The sequence below is a fragment of the Streptomyces sp. NBC_01283 genome (genome assembly GCF_041435335.1).
GTDB lineage: Bacteria > Actinomycetota > Actinomycetes > Streptomycetales > Streptomycetaceae > Streptomyces.
In genome coordinates, this window is record NZ_CP108430.1 from 8,170,179 (window position 1) to 8,184,021 (window position 13,843).

Consider the following 13,843-nt stretch of genomic DNA (forward strand, 5'->3'; position numbering starts at 1 on the left):
CTCCAATCGGGGGTCCATCGGGGGCGTGCGGCGTCAGTAGTTCTGGCGGAACGCGCGGCGGATGCTGAGCAGACCGACGAGGCCGACCAGGAAGAGGATCACGCCGACGGTCTGGCTGTAGCCGAGGTCGGCCGCGATGAACGCCTTCTGGTAGACGAGGAAGGAAAGAGTGGTCGACGAACTGCCGGGCCCGCCCTGCGTGAGCAGCAGGACATGTTGCGCCGACCCGAAGAACGTCCACAGGAACTGGAGCATCGTCACCACGCCCACGTACTCGCGGATGACCGGGAAGTGCACGCCCCACATCGTCCGCCAGTGCCCGGCGCCGTCCAGCTGCGCCGCCTCGCCGATCTCCTCGGGCACACTGCCGAGCCGCGCCGCGAACAGGACGGCCGTGAAGCCGATGCCGCCCCAGATGTCGAGCATGATGAGACAGGCGAGCGCCGTCGAGGGCGAGGCCAGCCAGGCGTCGGTCACCGAACCGAGGCCCACCGACTTCAGCGCGCCGTTGACCAGACCGTCGGGGGAGAGGGCCGCGTAGAACACCATCGCCTTGGCCGGGGTGGAGATGAGGCCGGGGATGAAGAGGAGGTAACGCAGGGCGCGGTGGCCCGGCGGCTTCTGCGCCACGTAGTAGCCCAGCATGTACGCGCACACGATCATGACCGGCAGGGCGACGGCGAGCTGGACCGCCGTATTGCGCACGGCGTCCCAGAACACCGGGTCGCCGAAGACCGTACGGACGTTGTCGAACCCGGCGAACGACACCGGCTGGAGCATGCCCGGCCAGTGCAGGGCCGCGATCACGAAGATCGCGATCATCGGGCCGACCATGAAGACCAGGTACCAGACCAGGGCGGGGACGGCGAGGATCGTGCCGCCTTCCTGGCGGCGCTTGCGGACGGGGGGCTTCGACGGTGCGGGGCGGACCTCGGTCCCGCCCGGCGGCACGTTCGTCGACATCGTCGGCGTCGTCATCTCGGGTGACTCCCAGAAGGCTCGGGCGGCTCGGACGGCTCGGGTGGGCGGCTCATGCGGTGCGGTACGCGGCTTCGAGCACGGAGCGCACCTTGGCGGGGCTCGTGCCACGGGTGAACGCCGTGCTGGTCGCGGTGATCAGGGGCTGCGTCGCGGCCGGCGGCACGTACAGATCGGGCAGCAGGGCCTGGCTGACGTCGGTGCCGAGCCGCTGCGCCGCGGCGACCAGCGGGAAGTCCGTGCTGAGGGTGTCGGAGCGCAGCGCCATGTCCCGGCCGCTCTCCCTGATGAAGCGCGCGACGGTGTCCGGGCGGTACATGAAGCGCAGGAACTTCTCGACGGCGTCCAGCTTCTTCGTGCCGTTCGGGCTGATCCAGAAACCGATGAGGGTGTACGTCCGCAGGATGGTCGGCTTGGCGTGCGCGGCGTCCGGCGCGAGAGGCCAGCCGCCGACCTCGGTGTGCCGCGCGACCTTCTCCGGGACCTTGGCGAGCGCGGAGGACATCGCGGACTCGATGGCGGCGGCCTGAGTGTTGAACTGCGTCGTCATCGTGTCCGAGGTCAGGCCTTGCGCCTTGTCGGCGAAGACACCCGCGTCCCGCAGGGCGGCGAAGTACTCGATGCCCTCGCGGGCGCCCCGGCTGCCGCTGAAGTCGCCGCTCGTGAAGACTTTCCGCGCCTCGTCGGGGGAGAGGAAGGTCTGGATGATCTGGGCGAGGAGCTTCTGCCCCGTCCAGTCGTTGCCGCCGACGGTCACCGGCGCGATGCCCCTGGCGCGGAGCTTGCGGGCGGCGGCGATCAGCTGGTCGCCGGTGGTGGGGATCGCGTCGACCCCGGCCTTGTCGAGCAGCGCGGTGTTGTAGGCGACCGGCCAGTTGGTGGCGAAGTACGGGAAGGCGCGAAGGCGGCCCCTGCCGTCGGTCCAGGCGTCGAGGGCGACGGGCAGAACGCGCTTTCGCAGCCCCCAGTCGTCCATGTACCCCTTGACGTCGACGGTGGCCCCGACGTCGGTCCAGGCCAGCGTCTTGTCGTAGAGGTTCACCATGACGACGTCCGGCTCCTTGCGGGCAAGCCGTGAGGTCTCGTAGACCTGCGCGAGGTCGTCGCCGTTGACCAGGTTCTTCACCTTCAGGCCCGGGTTCTCGTCCCGGAAGGTGTTCAGGGCGGACAGGTACGTGGGCGAGCCCGGGGCGGTGGTGCCGAGCTGGCTGTGCACCACGAGCGTGTCGGGATCGGAATCCGCCGATGCCAGCGTGGAACAGCCGGCGAGGGCGGGCAGGGCGGTGGCGGCGGCCAGGCCGGAACCTGCGGCGAGGAAGCCGCGCCGACTCATCGTTGAGCGCACAGCGGGATGTCTCCAACCAGGGCGATGACGACCAGAGGTTAATCGATATACCTGCGGGGGTGAGGGGAGCGTAGGAGTGCTTCGTTGAATGGTCAATCCCCTGTTGCGCACCGTGAATCTTCCGGCGAAAGCGGCATAGCGGGCGCAGAGGCGTCACGTGGCCTGCCTCTCACTCTTTATGCAACTAGTTGCACAAGGTGTGGCGCGTCGTCTACAACAGTCCTGACGACCATCGCGTACGGAGGGCCCGCATGAGCCGCTACCCGAACCTGCTGAACCCGCTCGACCTGGGCTTCACCACCCTGCCCAACCGGGTCCTCATGGGATCCATGCACGTGGGCCTGGAAGAGGCGCCGAACGGTTTCGAGCGGATGGCGGAGTTCTACGCGACCCGCGCGCGCGGCGGTGTCGGCCTCATCGTCACGGGCGGCATCGCCCCGAACGAGCTCGGCCGCCCCTGGGACGGCGGCGCCAAGCTGACCACCGAGGCGGAGGCCGAGAAGCACGCCGGGGTCACCGCGGCCGTGCATGCCGCGGGCGGCAAGATCGCCATGCAGATCCTGCACTTCGGGCGGTACGCCTACCACGAGGGCCTCGTCGCGCCGAGCGCCATCAAGGCGCCGATCAGCCCCTTCGTGCCCCGCGCCCTCACGGACGACGAGGTCGAGCAGACCATCGAGGACTTCGTGCGTGCCGCCGAGCTGGCCAAGCTCGCGGGCTACGACGGCGTCGAAGTCATGGGCTCCGAGGGCTACTTGATCAATGAGTTCATCGCGGCCCCCACCAACCAGCGCGAGGACCGCTGGGGCGGCGCCTACGAGAACCGCATCCGCTTCCCCGTCGAGATCGTCCGCCGCATCCGCGAGCGGGTCGGCGCCGACTTCATCCTCATCTACCGCCTCTCCATGCTGGACCTCGTCCCCGGCGGCTCGACCCTCGAAGAGGTCGTCCACCTCGCCAAGGAGATCGAGGCCGCGGGCGCCACGATCATCAACACCGGCATCGGCTGGCACGAGGCGCGCATCCCCACCATCGCGACGTCGGTGCCGCGCGGCGCGTACACCTTCGTCACGAAGAAGGTGATGGGCGAGGTCTCTGTCCCGCTCGTCACCACCAACCGCATCAACACCCCGGAGATCGCCGAGCAGTTGCTCGCCGACGGCGCCGCCGACATGGTGTCCCTGGCCCGTCCGCTCCTCGCCGACCCGGACTTCGTCGCCAAGGCGCGGGCCGAGCAGTCCGACGCCATCAACACCTGCATCGGCTGCAACCAGGCCTGCCTGGACCACACCTTCAACTTGCAGATCACCTCTTGCCTGGTGAACCCGCGCGCCTGCCACGAGACCGAGCTCGTCCTCGCGCCGACCCGCACCAAGAAGCGCGTCGCCGTCGTCGGCGCGGGCCCGGCCGGGCTCGCCTTCGCGGTGTCGGCGGCCGAGCGCGGCCACGACGTCACGCTCATCGACGCGGCGTCCGAGATCGGCGGCCAGCTCAATGTCGCCCGCAAGGTGCCCGGCAAGGAAGAGTTCGACGAGACCCTGCGCTACTTCCGCACCCAGCTCGAACTGCACGGCGTGGATGTCCGGTTGAACACCCGGGCCACGGCGCAAGAGCTCGCGAAGGCCGCATACGACGAGGTGGTCGTCGCCACCGGAGTCAGCCCTCGCATTCCCGAGATCCCCGGCATCGACCACCCCAGCGTGGTCGGCTACCTCGACGTGCTGCGCGACAGCGCGCCGGTGGGGGAGCGGGTCGCGATCATCGGCGCGGGCGGCATCGGCTTCGACGTCGCCGAGTACCTCACCGACAGCGGCGACAAGGCGAGCCTGGACCCGGCGACGTACTTCCGTCAGTGGGGCGTCGACATGGACTACAAGGACCGCGGCGGCCTGACCACGCCCGACCGCCCCACCCCGCCGCGCTCCGTGCACCTCCTGCAGCGCAAGACGTCCAAGGTCGGCCAGGGCCTCGGCAAGACCACAGGCTGGATCCACCGCACCGAGCTGCGCCACCGCGGCGTCACGATGGTCCCCGGCGCGAGCTACGACCTCATCGACGACGCGGGCCTGCACATCACGGTCGACGGACAGTCCACGGTCATCCCCGTCGACACGGTCGTCCTCTGCTCGGGCCAGGACCCGCGCCGCGACCTGTACGAGGAGCTGCTGGCCGGCGGGCACAGCGCGCACCTCATCGGGGGCGCGGACGTGGCGGCCGAGCTGGATGCCAAGCGGGCCATCAAGCAGGGCACGGAGCTGGCCGCCGCACTGTGACACCGGGCGCCCGCTCCGGACGCCGTACCTAGGATGGCCGCCATGTCACTCCCGCACGCGATCCTCACCGCTCTGCTAGAGAAGCCCTCGTCGGGGCTCGAGCTGACCCGCAGGTTCGACAAGTCGATCGGCTACTTCTGGTCGGCCACGCACCAGCAGATCTACCGCGAGCTGGGGAAACTGGAGCGGGACGGCGCCATCCGCGCCCTGGAGCAGCAGCAGGTGACCCGCGGGCAGAAGAAGGAGTACGAGGTCCTGCCCGCGGGCCGCGCCGAGCTGGCCCGCTGGACGGCCGCCAGCCAGGACCCCAAGCCGCTGCGGGACACGCTCCTGCTGCGCCTGCGGGCCGCGGCGGTCGTCGGCACGGACGGCATCGAGGCGGACCTGCGCCGCCATCTCACCCTGCACCGGCAGCAGTTGGCCGAGTACGAGGAGATCGAGAAGCGGGACTTCCCGCCGGGCAAGGATGCGGTGGAGGACCGGCTGAGGCATGTGGTGCTGCGGGCCGGGATCGACCTGGAGACGTTCTGGACGCAGTGGCTCGAGCAGACGCTGGAGGAGCTCGGAGCCCCGGAGACCTGACACGGCCACCGGGGCGAACGACGGCTGCCGCCGGCCCGACGTGAGGCCGGCGGCAGCCGCTTCAGCGGCCCCGGATCAGAGCCGTTGCCGCACGCCGCGGCGACGCAGGTACCAGGCGCCGCCACCGCCCGCGGCCAGGGCCACGAGGGCCCCGCCCGCGACGAGGGTGGTCGTGCCGTAGTCCTCGCTGCCGCCGCCGAGACCGCCTCTGACGCCGCGCGCCGGCGACCTCGTGGACGAGGTGGTCGGCGACGCCCCGACGGTGACCGACTGCGAGCCGGCCGTCGTGCCGTCCTCGCAGATCACGGCCACCGTATGGACGCCGGTGCTGACGTTCTGCCAGGAGGCGCTGCCGCCTGTCAGTTCCATTTGCCTGCCCTGGGCGAAGTCCGCCTCGCCGTTGCTCAACAGCGAGGCGTTGCCTCCGTCGGGGCAGGCGGCCGTGGTCACCGTGACCGTCGATCCCGTGGCGGTCACCGTGATCCCTCCGGCGGCGGCGAACGCCGACGGAGCGGTCAGTGCCAGCGGAAGCGCAGCCGCGGCGGCGATGGTCAGGCCGGTGCGGACGAATATCTGGGTGGTGCGCATGAGTCTGCCCTCCGGTGGCACGGGAGGCGGTACGTCCCGTGCGCCGCCGAGGGTAGGGAAGCGCCCGTGCTACCTGACGACGAGCCAACGTGCCGTTCGCCGATGCCGCATGCGGACAGCCACCGGGCAGGTGACGGAATCCTTCGTACGGCCGACAGCTGACCCGGTGTCAAGGTCATCGGCCGGTGGTGACCGTCCGCTCGGGGGAGTAGCCGCCCCACGTCCCGTCGGGGAGCTTGGCCCGGAGCTTCACGCGGTGGGTGTCGCCCGGTTTCTTGCCGACGTAGAAGCTGTGTGTGGCCTTCTTGCGGGGCGCCGTGCCGCCGAACACCAGCGAGGTGGCGCTCTTCCCGTCGAGGTGGATCTGATACTCCGCCACCGCGCCGCCGGTGTCCGGCGGCGTCCACGCCAGGTCGATGTAGTACGCCCCGTCGGCGCGGCGGGTCGTCGCGCGGAAGTCCGTCGGCGCCGTGCCCCGCCCGTCGTCCCGGCCCGCCGCGGTGGTCAGGCGGACGGAGCGGCTCGCGGGGGAGGCATTGTCGGCCGCGTCGAGCGCCTTGACGGTGAAGCGGTAGTCGGTGCCCGGCCGCAGCCCCGTGACAAGGGTCCGGTGCTCGCTCCCGGTCACGCTGTGGATCTTCGACGTGCCCTGATAGATCTCGTACGAGGCGACGCCCTGGTCGTCCTTCGACGCTCCCCAGGACAGCGTCACCGCCCGGCTCCCCTCGACCGTGCCGCGCGGTGAGCCGGGCCGGGAGGGCGGCTTGCGGTCGGCGGTGGCCGCGGCGGGCGTGGTGACGGTCAGCTTCGTGCCGGCCGGACCGATGTTCCCCTCGGCGTCGCGGGCGCGGACCGTGAAGGTGTAGGTGGTGGACGGCTTCAGGCCGACGACGTCCACCATGTGCTTGTCGCCCGGCACGCGCTTGACGCGGGTGGCGCCCCGGTACACGTCGTATCCGGTGACTCCGGTGTCGTCCGTGGCCCGGTTCCACATGACGTGGGCGGTGGTGGCGCTGCCCGCCTGGACCGTGAGGCCTCTGGGGGCGGCCGGGGGCCGCACGTCCTTCGCGTCCTGGCCGCCGCCCCACGCGCAGGCGGTGAGGGTGCAGGCGGTGACGGCCAGGAGGGCAGACAGGTGGGGGGTCCGTCGCACGGGCGTGCCTTCCGTTCGGGCGGCATTGGTCCGGACCTATTTGACACAGGTGTCGGGTGCACATCAAGAGGTACGCGTGCGGATCGCGGGGTGCGGCGTGCGTTCGTCGGGATCTTGGGCGATGTCGAGGTGTAGGACCCGGGACGGCTTGGGATGTCTGGTCACGTGCTTCAGGCCGTCGGCCGCCACTCGGCCGACCGGCCGTCAGTTGCCCCTGAGGGAAGGTATTTTTCTCGTGCGCACCAGAACCGTGGCGCTCGCCGTCGCCACCGGAGCCGCCCTGCTCGCCCCCGTGTGCCTGCCCGCCACGGCATACCCGCAGGAGAGCGAACCAGGCAGGAAGCCGTCCCGGATCAACGGGAGTTCAGCTGCTCCGGCCGTCCACGAGGGGTCCGTGTCCGCTGCCGCACTCCTCGCCAAGACCGGATCCTGCAAACAGGTCTCGCGCGGCAAGTACCGTACGGACGACGGAGCCCGCGCGAACATCCCCGTCTGCGGCAAGCGGGGCGCGGTGTTCTGGAAGGCCGACATGGACATCGACTGCGACGGCCGGCCGGGCAGGGCCTGCAACCGGCGCACGGACCCGCTGTTCCTCGACGCCACCGCGTTCCAGGAGTCCAACGGCCGCCAGCTCAGCGCGGAGCGCCTGCCGTACGTCGTCGTGCCGGGCCCGAGCCGCCGCTGGAGCCACGCGAAGCACGGCATCACGGGCGGCTCGGTGGCCGCCGTGATCTACCGGGGCAAGGTCCTGTACGCCGTCGTCGGCGACACCGGGCCCACCGAACTCATCGGCGAGGCGTCCTACGCGGCGGCGAAGTCGCTCGGCATCAGCCCCGACCCCAGGTCGGGCGGCACCGCCGCGGGCGTCACCTACATCGTCTTCAACGGCCCCAAGGCGTCCCCCATCGAGAACCACCGGGCCGCGGTCACCCGAGGTGACGCGCTGGCCCGGCAGTTCCTCCGGCAGAACTGACCGCTCACACCTTCCGGTAGGAGTACGCCTCCGCCGCCGCGGCCTCCACCGCCGCGAGGTCGGCGCCCGCCGACGCGGCCACCACCGCCGCGACCGCGCCCTCCACGAAGGGCGCGTCCACCAGGCGGGCGCCCTCCGGGAGCTCGTCGCCCTCGGCGATCAGGGCCTTCACGGTCAGGACCGCGCTGCCCAGGTCGGTGAGGATCGCGATGCCCGCACCGCCGTCCACCTTCGCGGCGGCCGCGGCGACGAGCTCCGAGCTGGTGCCCAGGCCGCCGTCCTCGGTGCCGCCCGCGGCGGCCACGGGCGCGGTCGTCCCGCCGCCCGCGAGCCCCACCGCGAGGGCGGCGACGGATTCGGCGACGGGGCCGCTGTGCGAAACGAGGACGATGCCGACCAGCTTCTCTTCAGCCACGGCGGGCCTCCGCGGTCTGCGCGAGCGCGTCGAAGAGGAGCGCCGACGAGGTCGCCCCGGGGTCCTGGTGACCGATGCTGCGCTCGCCCAGATAACTGGCCCGCCCCTTGCGAGCCTGCAGCGGCGTCGTGGCCAGGGCGCCCTCGCCGGCGGCGGCGCGTGCCGCGTCGAACGACTCCGCGAGCGCGTCGACCGCGGGCACGAGGGCGTCCAGCATGGTCTTGTCGCCGGGCGCCGCACCACCGAGCGCGCTGACGGCGTCGACGCCGGTGCGCAGCGCGTCGGCGAACTCCTGCTCGCTGACCTCGGCGGCGCCACCGAGAGCCTTGCCGGTACGCCGGAGCAATGTCCCGTAGAGCGGCCCGGAGGCGCCCCCCACGGTGGAGATGAGCTGCCGCCCAGCCAGGGTGAGCACGGCCCCCGGCGTGGCAGGACCGTCCTTCTCCAGCGTGGTCACCACGGCGGCGAACCCGCGCTGCAGATTGCTGCCGTGGTCGGCGTCCCCGATCGGCGAGTCCAGCTCGGTGAGCCGCTGCGCCTCCTGGTCGACGAGTGCGGCGGCCGAGGTCAGCCACTGACGGAAGAATGCGGCATCGAGCACGGAAACTCCTTGCGCGGTAGAACAGTTGGAAAGGTGACGCGAGTGATACGTGGTGACGGCGGGGGACCTGATGAAGATCAGATACCCCAGCGGAGCCCCGCTGTACGCACCGGGGCGTTCCAGAGCCGCAGCAGCTCCTCGTCGACCTGACACAGGGTGACGGAGGCCCCCGCCATGTCCAGCGAGGTCACGTAGTTGCCGACCAGCGTGTGCGCCACGACGACGCCGCGCTCGGCGAGAACACGCTGGACCTCGGCATTGAAGCCGTACAGCTCGAGGAGGGGAGTGGCCCCCATGCCGTTGACGAGCACGAGCACGGGGTTCCGGGGGCGGAGGTCTTCGAGCACCACGTCCACGGCGTACTCCGCGATCTCGCTCGACGTCATCATCGGGCGCCGCTCACGTCCGGGCTCCCCATGGATGCCGACGCCCAACTCCAGCTCGCCGGACGGCAGATCGAAGGTGGGGCTGCCCTTGGCGGGCGTGGAGCAGGCGCTCAGGGCGACCCCGAAACTCCGCGCGTTCTCGTTCACCTGCCGTGCGATCGCCTCGACCCGCTCCAACGGCATGCCCTCGTCGGCCGCGGCCCCGGCGATCTTCTCCACATGGAGCGTCGCGCCGGTGCCGCGCCGTCCCGCCGTGTACAGGCTGTCGGTGACGGCCACATCGTCGTTGACGAGGACCTTGGCGACCTGGATGCCCTCGTCCTCGGCGAGCTCGGCGGCCATGTCGAAGTTGAGGACGTCCCCCGTGTAGTTCTTCACGACGAACAGCACCCCCGCACCGCTGTCCACGGCGGCCGCGGCACGCACCATCTGGTCCGGCACGGGGGAAGTGAATACCTCACCGGGGCAGGCCGCCGACAACATGCCGGGTCCCACGAATCCGCCGTGCAGCGGCTCATGGCCGGATCCCCCGCCGGACACGAGGGCGACCTTCCCGTCGACCGGGGCGTCCCTGCGTACGATCACGCGGTTCTCGACGTCGACCGTCAGCTCGGGATGTGCGGCCGCCATGCCCCGCAGCGCGTCCGCTACGACCGTCTCCGCGACGTTGATCAGCATCTTCACGGGTACCTCCTGGTGACATCGGCAAGGCTGGGCGCCGCTGGGATCCGCGGTCCCGAGGCCAGTATCAAGGCAGGGGCGTCAGGATGCGCGAACCTCGCACGAAGGTGCCCGTCGGCCGAGTGGATCACACACCGGAGCGGCCGGGCCGGGGCATGTGCCAGTGGCCTCTTTCGGCCGTTGTTGCGTGTCGTACTTCCATGGGTCTCCGGATTCGGAAACGGCTTGTTGGAGAGGGTCCCGGCTCCCTCCGCGGCCACGTGCGCGGTCCGTGTGCCCTAGGGGTGCCGGGGTTTGGGGCGTGTCATTCGGGTGAGCGGGGGCGAGGCGTGCGGGCGTCTTATTGCGATCGGTTAGCAATTACTTTCCGATGGCCAGAAGGCGACCGGGTGGCCTTTGCGTCACCTGGGGGCAGGGGTGATCGTGTGGGAAGCGGAGTGGCCCCCTCTCCTGCAGGGTTCGCTCCACCAGAGCCTGCCCGCAGCCTGACCGTGGTCCTCGCGAGGACCCGCCCGATCCTGCCGCTGCCGACCGCCGCAGCGCGGCTCGAATGCACCTTCATCCCGACGTGACTTCCCTCCCCGCAGTCACCCGACCGGGGCCACACCCCGGCCCCAGCAAGGGAGTTGGACAGAACGATGCATGGTGTACGTCCCCCGTCACCGCGAGACGCCCGGAAGAAACCCGTCCCCGCCCCGGGCACACCCGTCGCGACCGCCGGACCCGAACGGGCCACCGTCGCCGTCGCGGGCTCCGAGTTCGGCTGGGGAAGCTCGGGCAAGCTGAGCGCCGTCCTCGCCGCGTTGCGCGAACGCTCCCCTCGCCCGCTGAGGTTCGTCGGTCTCGCGTCCGGCCTCGGACGGCCGCTGCTGGACCAGCACGCGATCGACCGCTGGTACGACCTGCCTGCCGGGGCTCCCGCGAAGGAGAGCGCCGACGCCGTGGCGAAGGTCGTGGAGGCGGAGCGGATCGACGCGGCCGTCGTCGTGCTCGACGGCCCGGCGGCCGTGGCCCTGGAGACGGCGGGTGTGCCGACCGTGTTCGTGGACAGCCTGCCGTTCCTGTGGACCGAGGGTGACCTGCCCGAACTCCCGCTGGAGGTCTCCGTCTACTGCGCGCAGCAGTGCGTCGAGTTACCGGAGGAGTGCCTCGGCGTACTCGGCTCCGTACGCGAACTGCGCTGGGTCGAAGCCGTGATCGCCGCCCCGCCCGTGTCACCGGCCGGCCCTCCGGAGCCCCGGCGGAGCCGTCCGGAGCCGTTCCGGCGCGCGCTGGTGAACCTGGGCGGCCTGCGCGCCCCCGACCTGGCCGACTGGACGCGCTATCCGGAGATCGTCGTGCCCGCGGTGCTCGAAGCCCTCGATACGTACGGGGTCCGTGAGGTGCACGTGGCGGGCAACCTGCCCGCGGAGCTGGCCGCGCGGCTCTGTGCGGCCAGCGACGCCGCCCTCCGCATCACGGCGGGACCGCTGTCGCACGGCGAGTTCCTCCAGCGGCTCGACACCTGCGATCTGCTGCTCACCTCGCCGGGGCTGACCACCCTGCTCGAAGCGGGCAGCCTCTCGGTGCCTACGGTCTGCCTGCCGCCACAGAACCTCAGCCAGATCTTCAACGGCCGTTTCCACAGCAGGGCCGTGCTGGCCGACGTCAGAGTCGTCTGGCCGTCGACGGTCTTCGCCGAGGACGAGGCCCTGGCCCGCCGGTCGCAGGGCGAGGAGGCGGCCCTTCAGGTCATCTACGGGGGGATCACCGCCGCTGCCCTGGAGCGCAACCTGCCGCACTCGGTGGCCGCCGTACGCGACGGCGTGTTCCAGGCGCTGCGGCGCGCGTCGGCCGGCGCCGAATGGGGCGGCCTCGCCACCCGGGTCGGCACCGGCGGCGCCGCACAGGTGGCCGGGATCCTGCTCGACGTACTCGACGGGGAGCCGCTGCCCGGCCCCGCCGGGGACCGGGCTCCGCGTACCTTCCAGGAAGGCATCGACGTACATGACTGAGCGTCAGCGCTATCTCTTCATCAGGATCCTGGAAGCCTGCAACGCGGACTGCTTCATGTGCGAGTTCGCGCTCTCCCGTGACACGTTCCGCTTCTCGCTCGACGACTTCAACGAGCTGCTGCCCAAGGCCCGTGACGCCGGAGTGGCCTACGTACGGTTCACCGGCGGCGAACCGCTCATGCACAAGGACGTCGTCGAACTGGTGCGTGCGGGCACGGACGCAGGCATGAAGATGTCCATGATCACCAACGGAATGATGCTGCCGAAGAAGGCCGCGCGCCTCGCCGAGGCGGGGCTCGCCCAGGTGATCGTCAGCCTCGACGGCGGATCCGCCGCCACGCACGACGTCTACCGGCGTTCCCCCGGCATGTTCGACAACGGCCTGCAGGGGCTGCGCGACGCCGCGGCCCTCGGTGTCCTGCCCCGCGTCAACACCGTGGTCGGACCGCACAACTACACCGAGATGCCCGACCTGCAGAAGGTCCTCACCGAGGCGGGCGTCAAGCAGTGGGAGCTCTCCGCCCTGAAGCTGGAGCGCTCCATCACCTACCCCGACCCCGACCATGTGCGCGCGGTCTGCGACCCGATCTACGACGCCGATCCCGGCACCCTCCTCGTGCCGCTCGGCAAGCGCTTCTACGGGGACACCCGCGAGGAGCAGGAGCGCTACTTCTCGGAGTCACTGACCCCGAGGGCCTCGGCACCCCTGTGCCACGTCGTGGACGACGTCATCTACATCGACGGCAAGTACGGGCGCATGTACGCCTGCAGCTGTCTCCCGCACCGGGAAGGCGAGGACCTGGGCGGCGCCCCGCTGCGCGAAGGCGGCGCCATCCACCTGGACACGCCCGTCTTCCGGACCCACGCTGACTTCTTCCGCGAGCGGGGACCCGACATGTGCGGCGGCTGCTCCACCACGGCAGCCGGCTACAGCGACGACGTCGCCCGGCTCGGGACGGCGGCACCATGGCAGTACTGAGCCGCAGAGTGCTCCTGGTGTCGCGGGACGAGGAACTCGACTCGCTGCTCGCCGGGCGGCGCATCGCCGCGCACCTGGCCGAACTCGCGCAGTGCGAGGGCGAGGGCGGGCCCGGTGACGACGGGCCGCCGCCGGACGTGGCACTGGTCTGCGACGACGAAGCCGCCACCCGCCGCCTCCTCGGCCTGGGGGTGCCGCTCGTGCGGCTGTCCTCGGGACACCGGGCCTCCGTCGACCCCGTGGCCGACGGGGCACTGCACCGAGTGCACCGCCCCGGCTGGCTCCCGGGACCGTGGCCCGCGACACCCGGCGGCGCGCGCACCACCGGGCTGCTCGCGCCCGCACGGACGGCCCGCGGGCGTAGACGCGGCGGCAGCCTGCTCCTGATCTCCTTCTGGGACGCCCCGGCAGGGGAGGCGGATGCCTTCGTCTCCGGGCCGCTCCGGCAGCTCGCCGCCGAGGCGGTGCGCCGCACACAGCGCTGCGAGGTGGTCTGCGACACCCGCGTCGAGAGCGTGCGCGACACGCTCGAAGCGCTGGAGGGCGTACGCGTCCGACGCGCCGCCGACACCGACATCGACGCCCTGCACGCAGGCACCGAACTGCTCCTTGCCACCCCCACCCTGGGCGCGGTGGCGCTCGCCCAGGCCCGGGGCGCGCCGCTCGCCTTCCTGCCACCGCTCGGGGACGGGCAGCGTGACCTGGCCGACCGGGTCACCCAGGTGGTGCCGGTCCCGGTGGCCACCGATCCGCGCGATCCGGCCCTCTGGGCCGCGGGGCAGGCGGGCGCACCGGACCCGTGGTCCGCGCTCGACCCCGCCGCGGACGACCTGCGCGGCGCACAGCGCGTCGCTCGCACCCTGCGCCAGCTCTCCCTCGCACCCCTGTGACAGGT

Annotated in this window: 13 protein-coding genes; 6 read left to right on the forward strand and 7 right to left on the reverse strand. The window is 71.4% G+C overall.

The window, feature by feature from the left end; translation table 11 throughout:
- Positions 1-33 precede the first annotated feature (33 nt).
- Entirely contained in the window at positions 34-978 is a 945-nt protein-coding gene (locus OG302_RS37080; protein WP_371530789.1) for a carbohydrate ABC transporter permease, read from the reverse strand.
- A 52-nt stretch (positions 979-1,030) separates the two neighbouring features.
- Positions 1,031-2,323: an ABC transporter substrate-binding protein gene (locus OG302_RS37085; RefSeq protein ID WP_371530790.1), complete on the reverse strand. Its 1,293-nt coding sequence runs from the start codon at positions 2,321-2,323 to the stop codon at positions 1,031-1,033.
- Between the two features lie 251 nt (positions 2,324-2,574).
- Here OG302_RS37085 and OG302_RS37090 point away from each other — a divergent pair, with 251 nt between their 5' ends.
- Both OG302_RS37090 and OG302_RS37095 read left to right on the forward strand, forming a co-directional pair.
- The gene (locus tag OG302_RS37090) at positions 2,575-4,596 is read left to right on the forward strand and encodes an FAD-dependent oxidoreductase (protein WP_371530791.1); all 2,022 of its coding nucleotides are present in this window, start codon (positions 2,575-2,577) and stop codon (positions 4,594-4,596) included.
- 42 nt (positions 4,597-4,638) lie between these two features.
- Complete coding sequence (locus tag OG302_RS37095; RefSeq protein WP_371530792.1) at positions 4,639-5,178, forward strand: PadR family transcriptional regulator; 540 nt, start codon at positions 4,639-4,641, stop codon at positions 5,176-5,178.
- Positions 5,179-5,253: 75 nt separating this feature from the next.
- Here OG302_RS37095 and OG302_RS37100 read toward each other — a convergent pair whose 3' ends face one another.
- Together OG302_RS37100 and OG302_RS37105 are read right to left on the reverse strand one after the other, a co-directional pair.
- A complete protein-coding gene (locus OG302_RS37100) occupies positions 5,254-5,766 on the reverse strand; it encodes a hypothetical protein (protein ID WP_371530793.1) in 513 nt (170 codons plus the stop codon).
- Between the two features lie 175 nt (positions 5,767-5,941).
- Positions 5,942-6,919 (reverse strand): fibronectin type III domain-containing protein, encoded by a 978-nt coding sequence (locus OG302_RS37105; protein ID WP_371530794.1) that lies wholly within the window; start codon positions 6,917-6,919, stop codon positions 5,942-5,944.
- 235 nt (positions 6,920-7,154) lie between these two features.
- Here OG302_RS37105 and OG302_RS37110 point away from each other — a divergent pair, with 235 nt between their 5' ends.
- Entirely contained in the window at positions 7,155-7,892 is a 738-nt protein-coding gene (locus tag OG302_RS37110) for a glycoside hydrolase family 75 protein (RefSeq protein WP_371530795.1), read from the forward strand.
- 4 nt (positions 7,893-7,896) lie between these two features.
- Here the strand turns inward: OG302_RS37110 and OG302_RS37115 are convergent, their stop codons facing one another.
- The 3 genes from OG302_RS37115 to dhaK form a co-directional block, all read right to left on the reverse strand.
- On the reverse strand, positions 7,897-8,307 hold the full coding sequence (locus OG302_RS37115) for a PTS-dependent dihydroxyacetone kinase phosphotransferase subunit DhaM (RefSeq protein ID WP_371530796.1): 411 nt from the start codon (positions 8,305-8,307) through the stop codon (positions 7,897-7,899).
- A complete protein-coding gene (dhaL, locus tag OG302_RS37120) occupies positions 8,300-8,908 on the reverse strand; it encodes a dihydroxyacetone kinase subunit DhaL (RefSeq protein WP_371530797.1) in 609 nt (202 codons plus the stop codon). Before dhaL ends, OG302_RS37115 begins: the two co-directional genes overlap by 8 nt.
- Before the next feature lie 77 nt (positions 8,909-8,985).
- Positions 8,986-9,978 carry a dihydroxyacetone kinase subunit DhaK gene (gene dhaK, locus OG302_RS37125; protein ID WP_371530798.1) on the reverse strand — a complete coding sequence of 331 codons (993 nt, stop codon included), beginning with the start codon at positions 9,976-9,978 and terminating at the stop codon, positions 8,986-8,988.
- A 635-nt stretch (positions 9,979-10,613) separates the two neighbouring features.
- Between dhaK and OG302_RS37130 the strand changes: the two genes are divergently transcribed.
- The 3 genes from OG302_RS37130 to blsF are packed head-to-tail and all read left to right on the forward strand — an operon-like array spanning position 10,614 to position 13,838.
- A complete protein-coding gene (locus OG302_RS37130; protein ID WP_371530799.1) occupies positions 10,614-11,969 on the forward strand; it encodes a hydroxymethylcytosylglucuronate/cytosylglucuronate synthase in 1,356 nt (451 codons plus the stop codon).
- Positions 11,962-12,948, forward strand: coding sequence for a cytosylglucuronate decarboxylase (blsE, locus tag OG302_RS37135; protein WP_371530800.1), 987 nt, complete (start codon positions 11,962-11,964; stop codon positions 12,946-12,948). Before OG302_RS37130 ends, blsE begins: the two co-directional genes overlap by 8 nt.
- The gene (gene blsF / locus OG302_RS37140) at positions 12,936-13,838 is read left to right on the forward strand and encodes a CGA synthase-related protein (protein ID WP_371530801.1); all 903 of its coding nucleotides are present in this window, start codon (positions 12,936-12,938) and stop codon (positions 13,836-13,838) included. The genes blsE and blsF overlap by 13 nt, the downstream gene beginning before the upstream one ends.
- Positions 13,839-13,843 lie beyond the last annotated feature (5 nt).

Bases quoted from the DNA above. Each gene is read 5' to 3' on its own strand.
- OG302_RS37100 (WP_371530793.1), bottom strand. From the start codon at position 5,766: ATGCGCACCACCCAGATATTCGTCCGCACCGGCCTGACCATCGCCGCC.
- OG302_RS37095 (WP_371530792.1), top strand. From the start codon at position 4,639: ATGTCACTCCCGCACGCGATCCTCACCGCTCTGCTAGAGAAGCCCTCG.
- OG302_RS37130 (WP_371530799.1), top strand. From the start codon at position 10,614: ATGCATGGTGTACGTCCCCCGTCACCGCGAGACGCCCGGAAGAAACCC.
- OG302_RS37080 (WP_371530789.1), bottom strand. From the start codon at position 978: ATGACGACGCCGACGATGTCGACGAACGTGCCGCCGGGCGGGACCGAG.
- OG302_RS37090 (WP_371530791.1), top strand. From the start codon at position 2,575: ATGAGCCGCTACCCGAACCTGCTGAACCCGCTCGACCTGGGCTTCACC.
- blsF (WP_371530801.1), top strand. From the start codon at position 12,936: ATGGCAGTACTGAGCCGCAGAGTGCTCCTGGTGTCGCGGGACGAGGAA.
- blsE (WP_371530800.1), top strand. From the start codon at position 11,962: ATGACTGAGCGTCAGCGCTATCTCTTCATCAGGATCCTGGAAGCCTGC.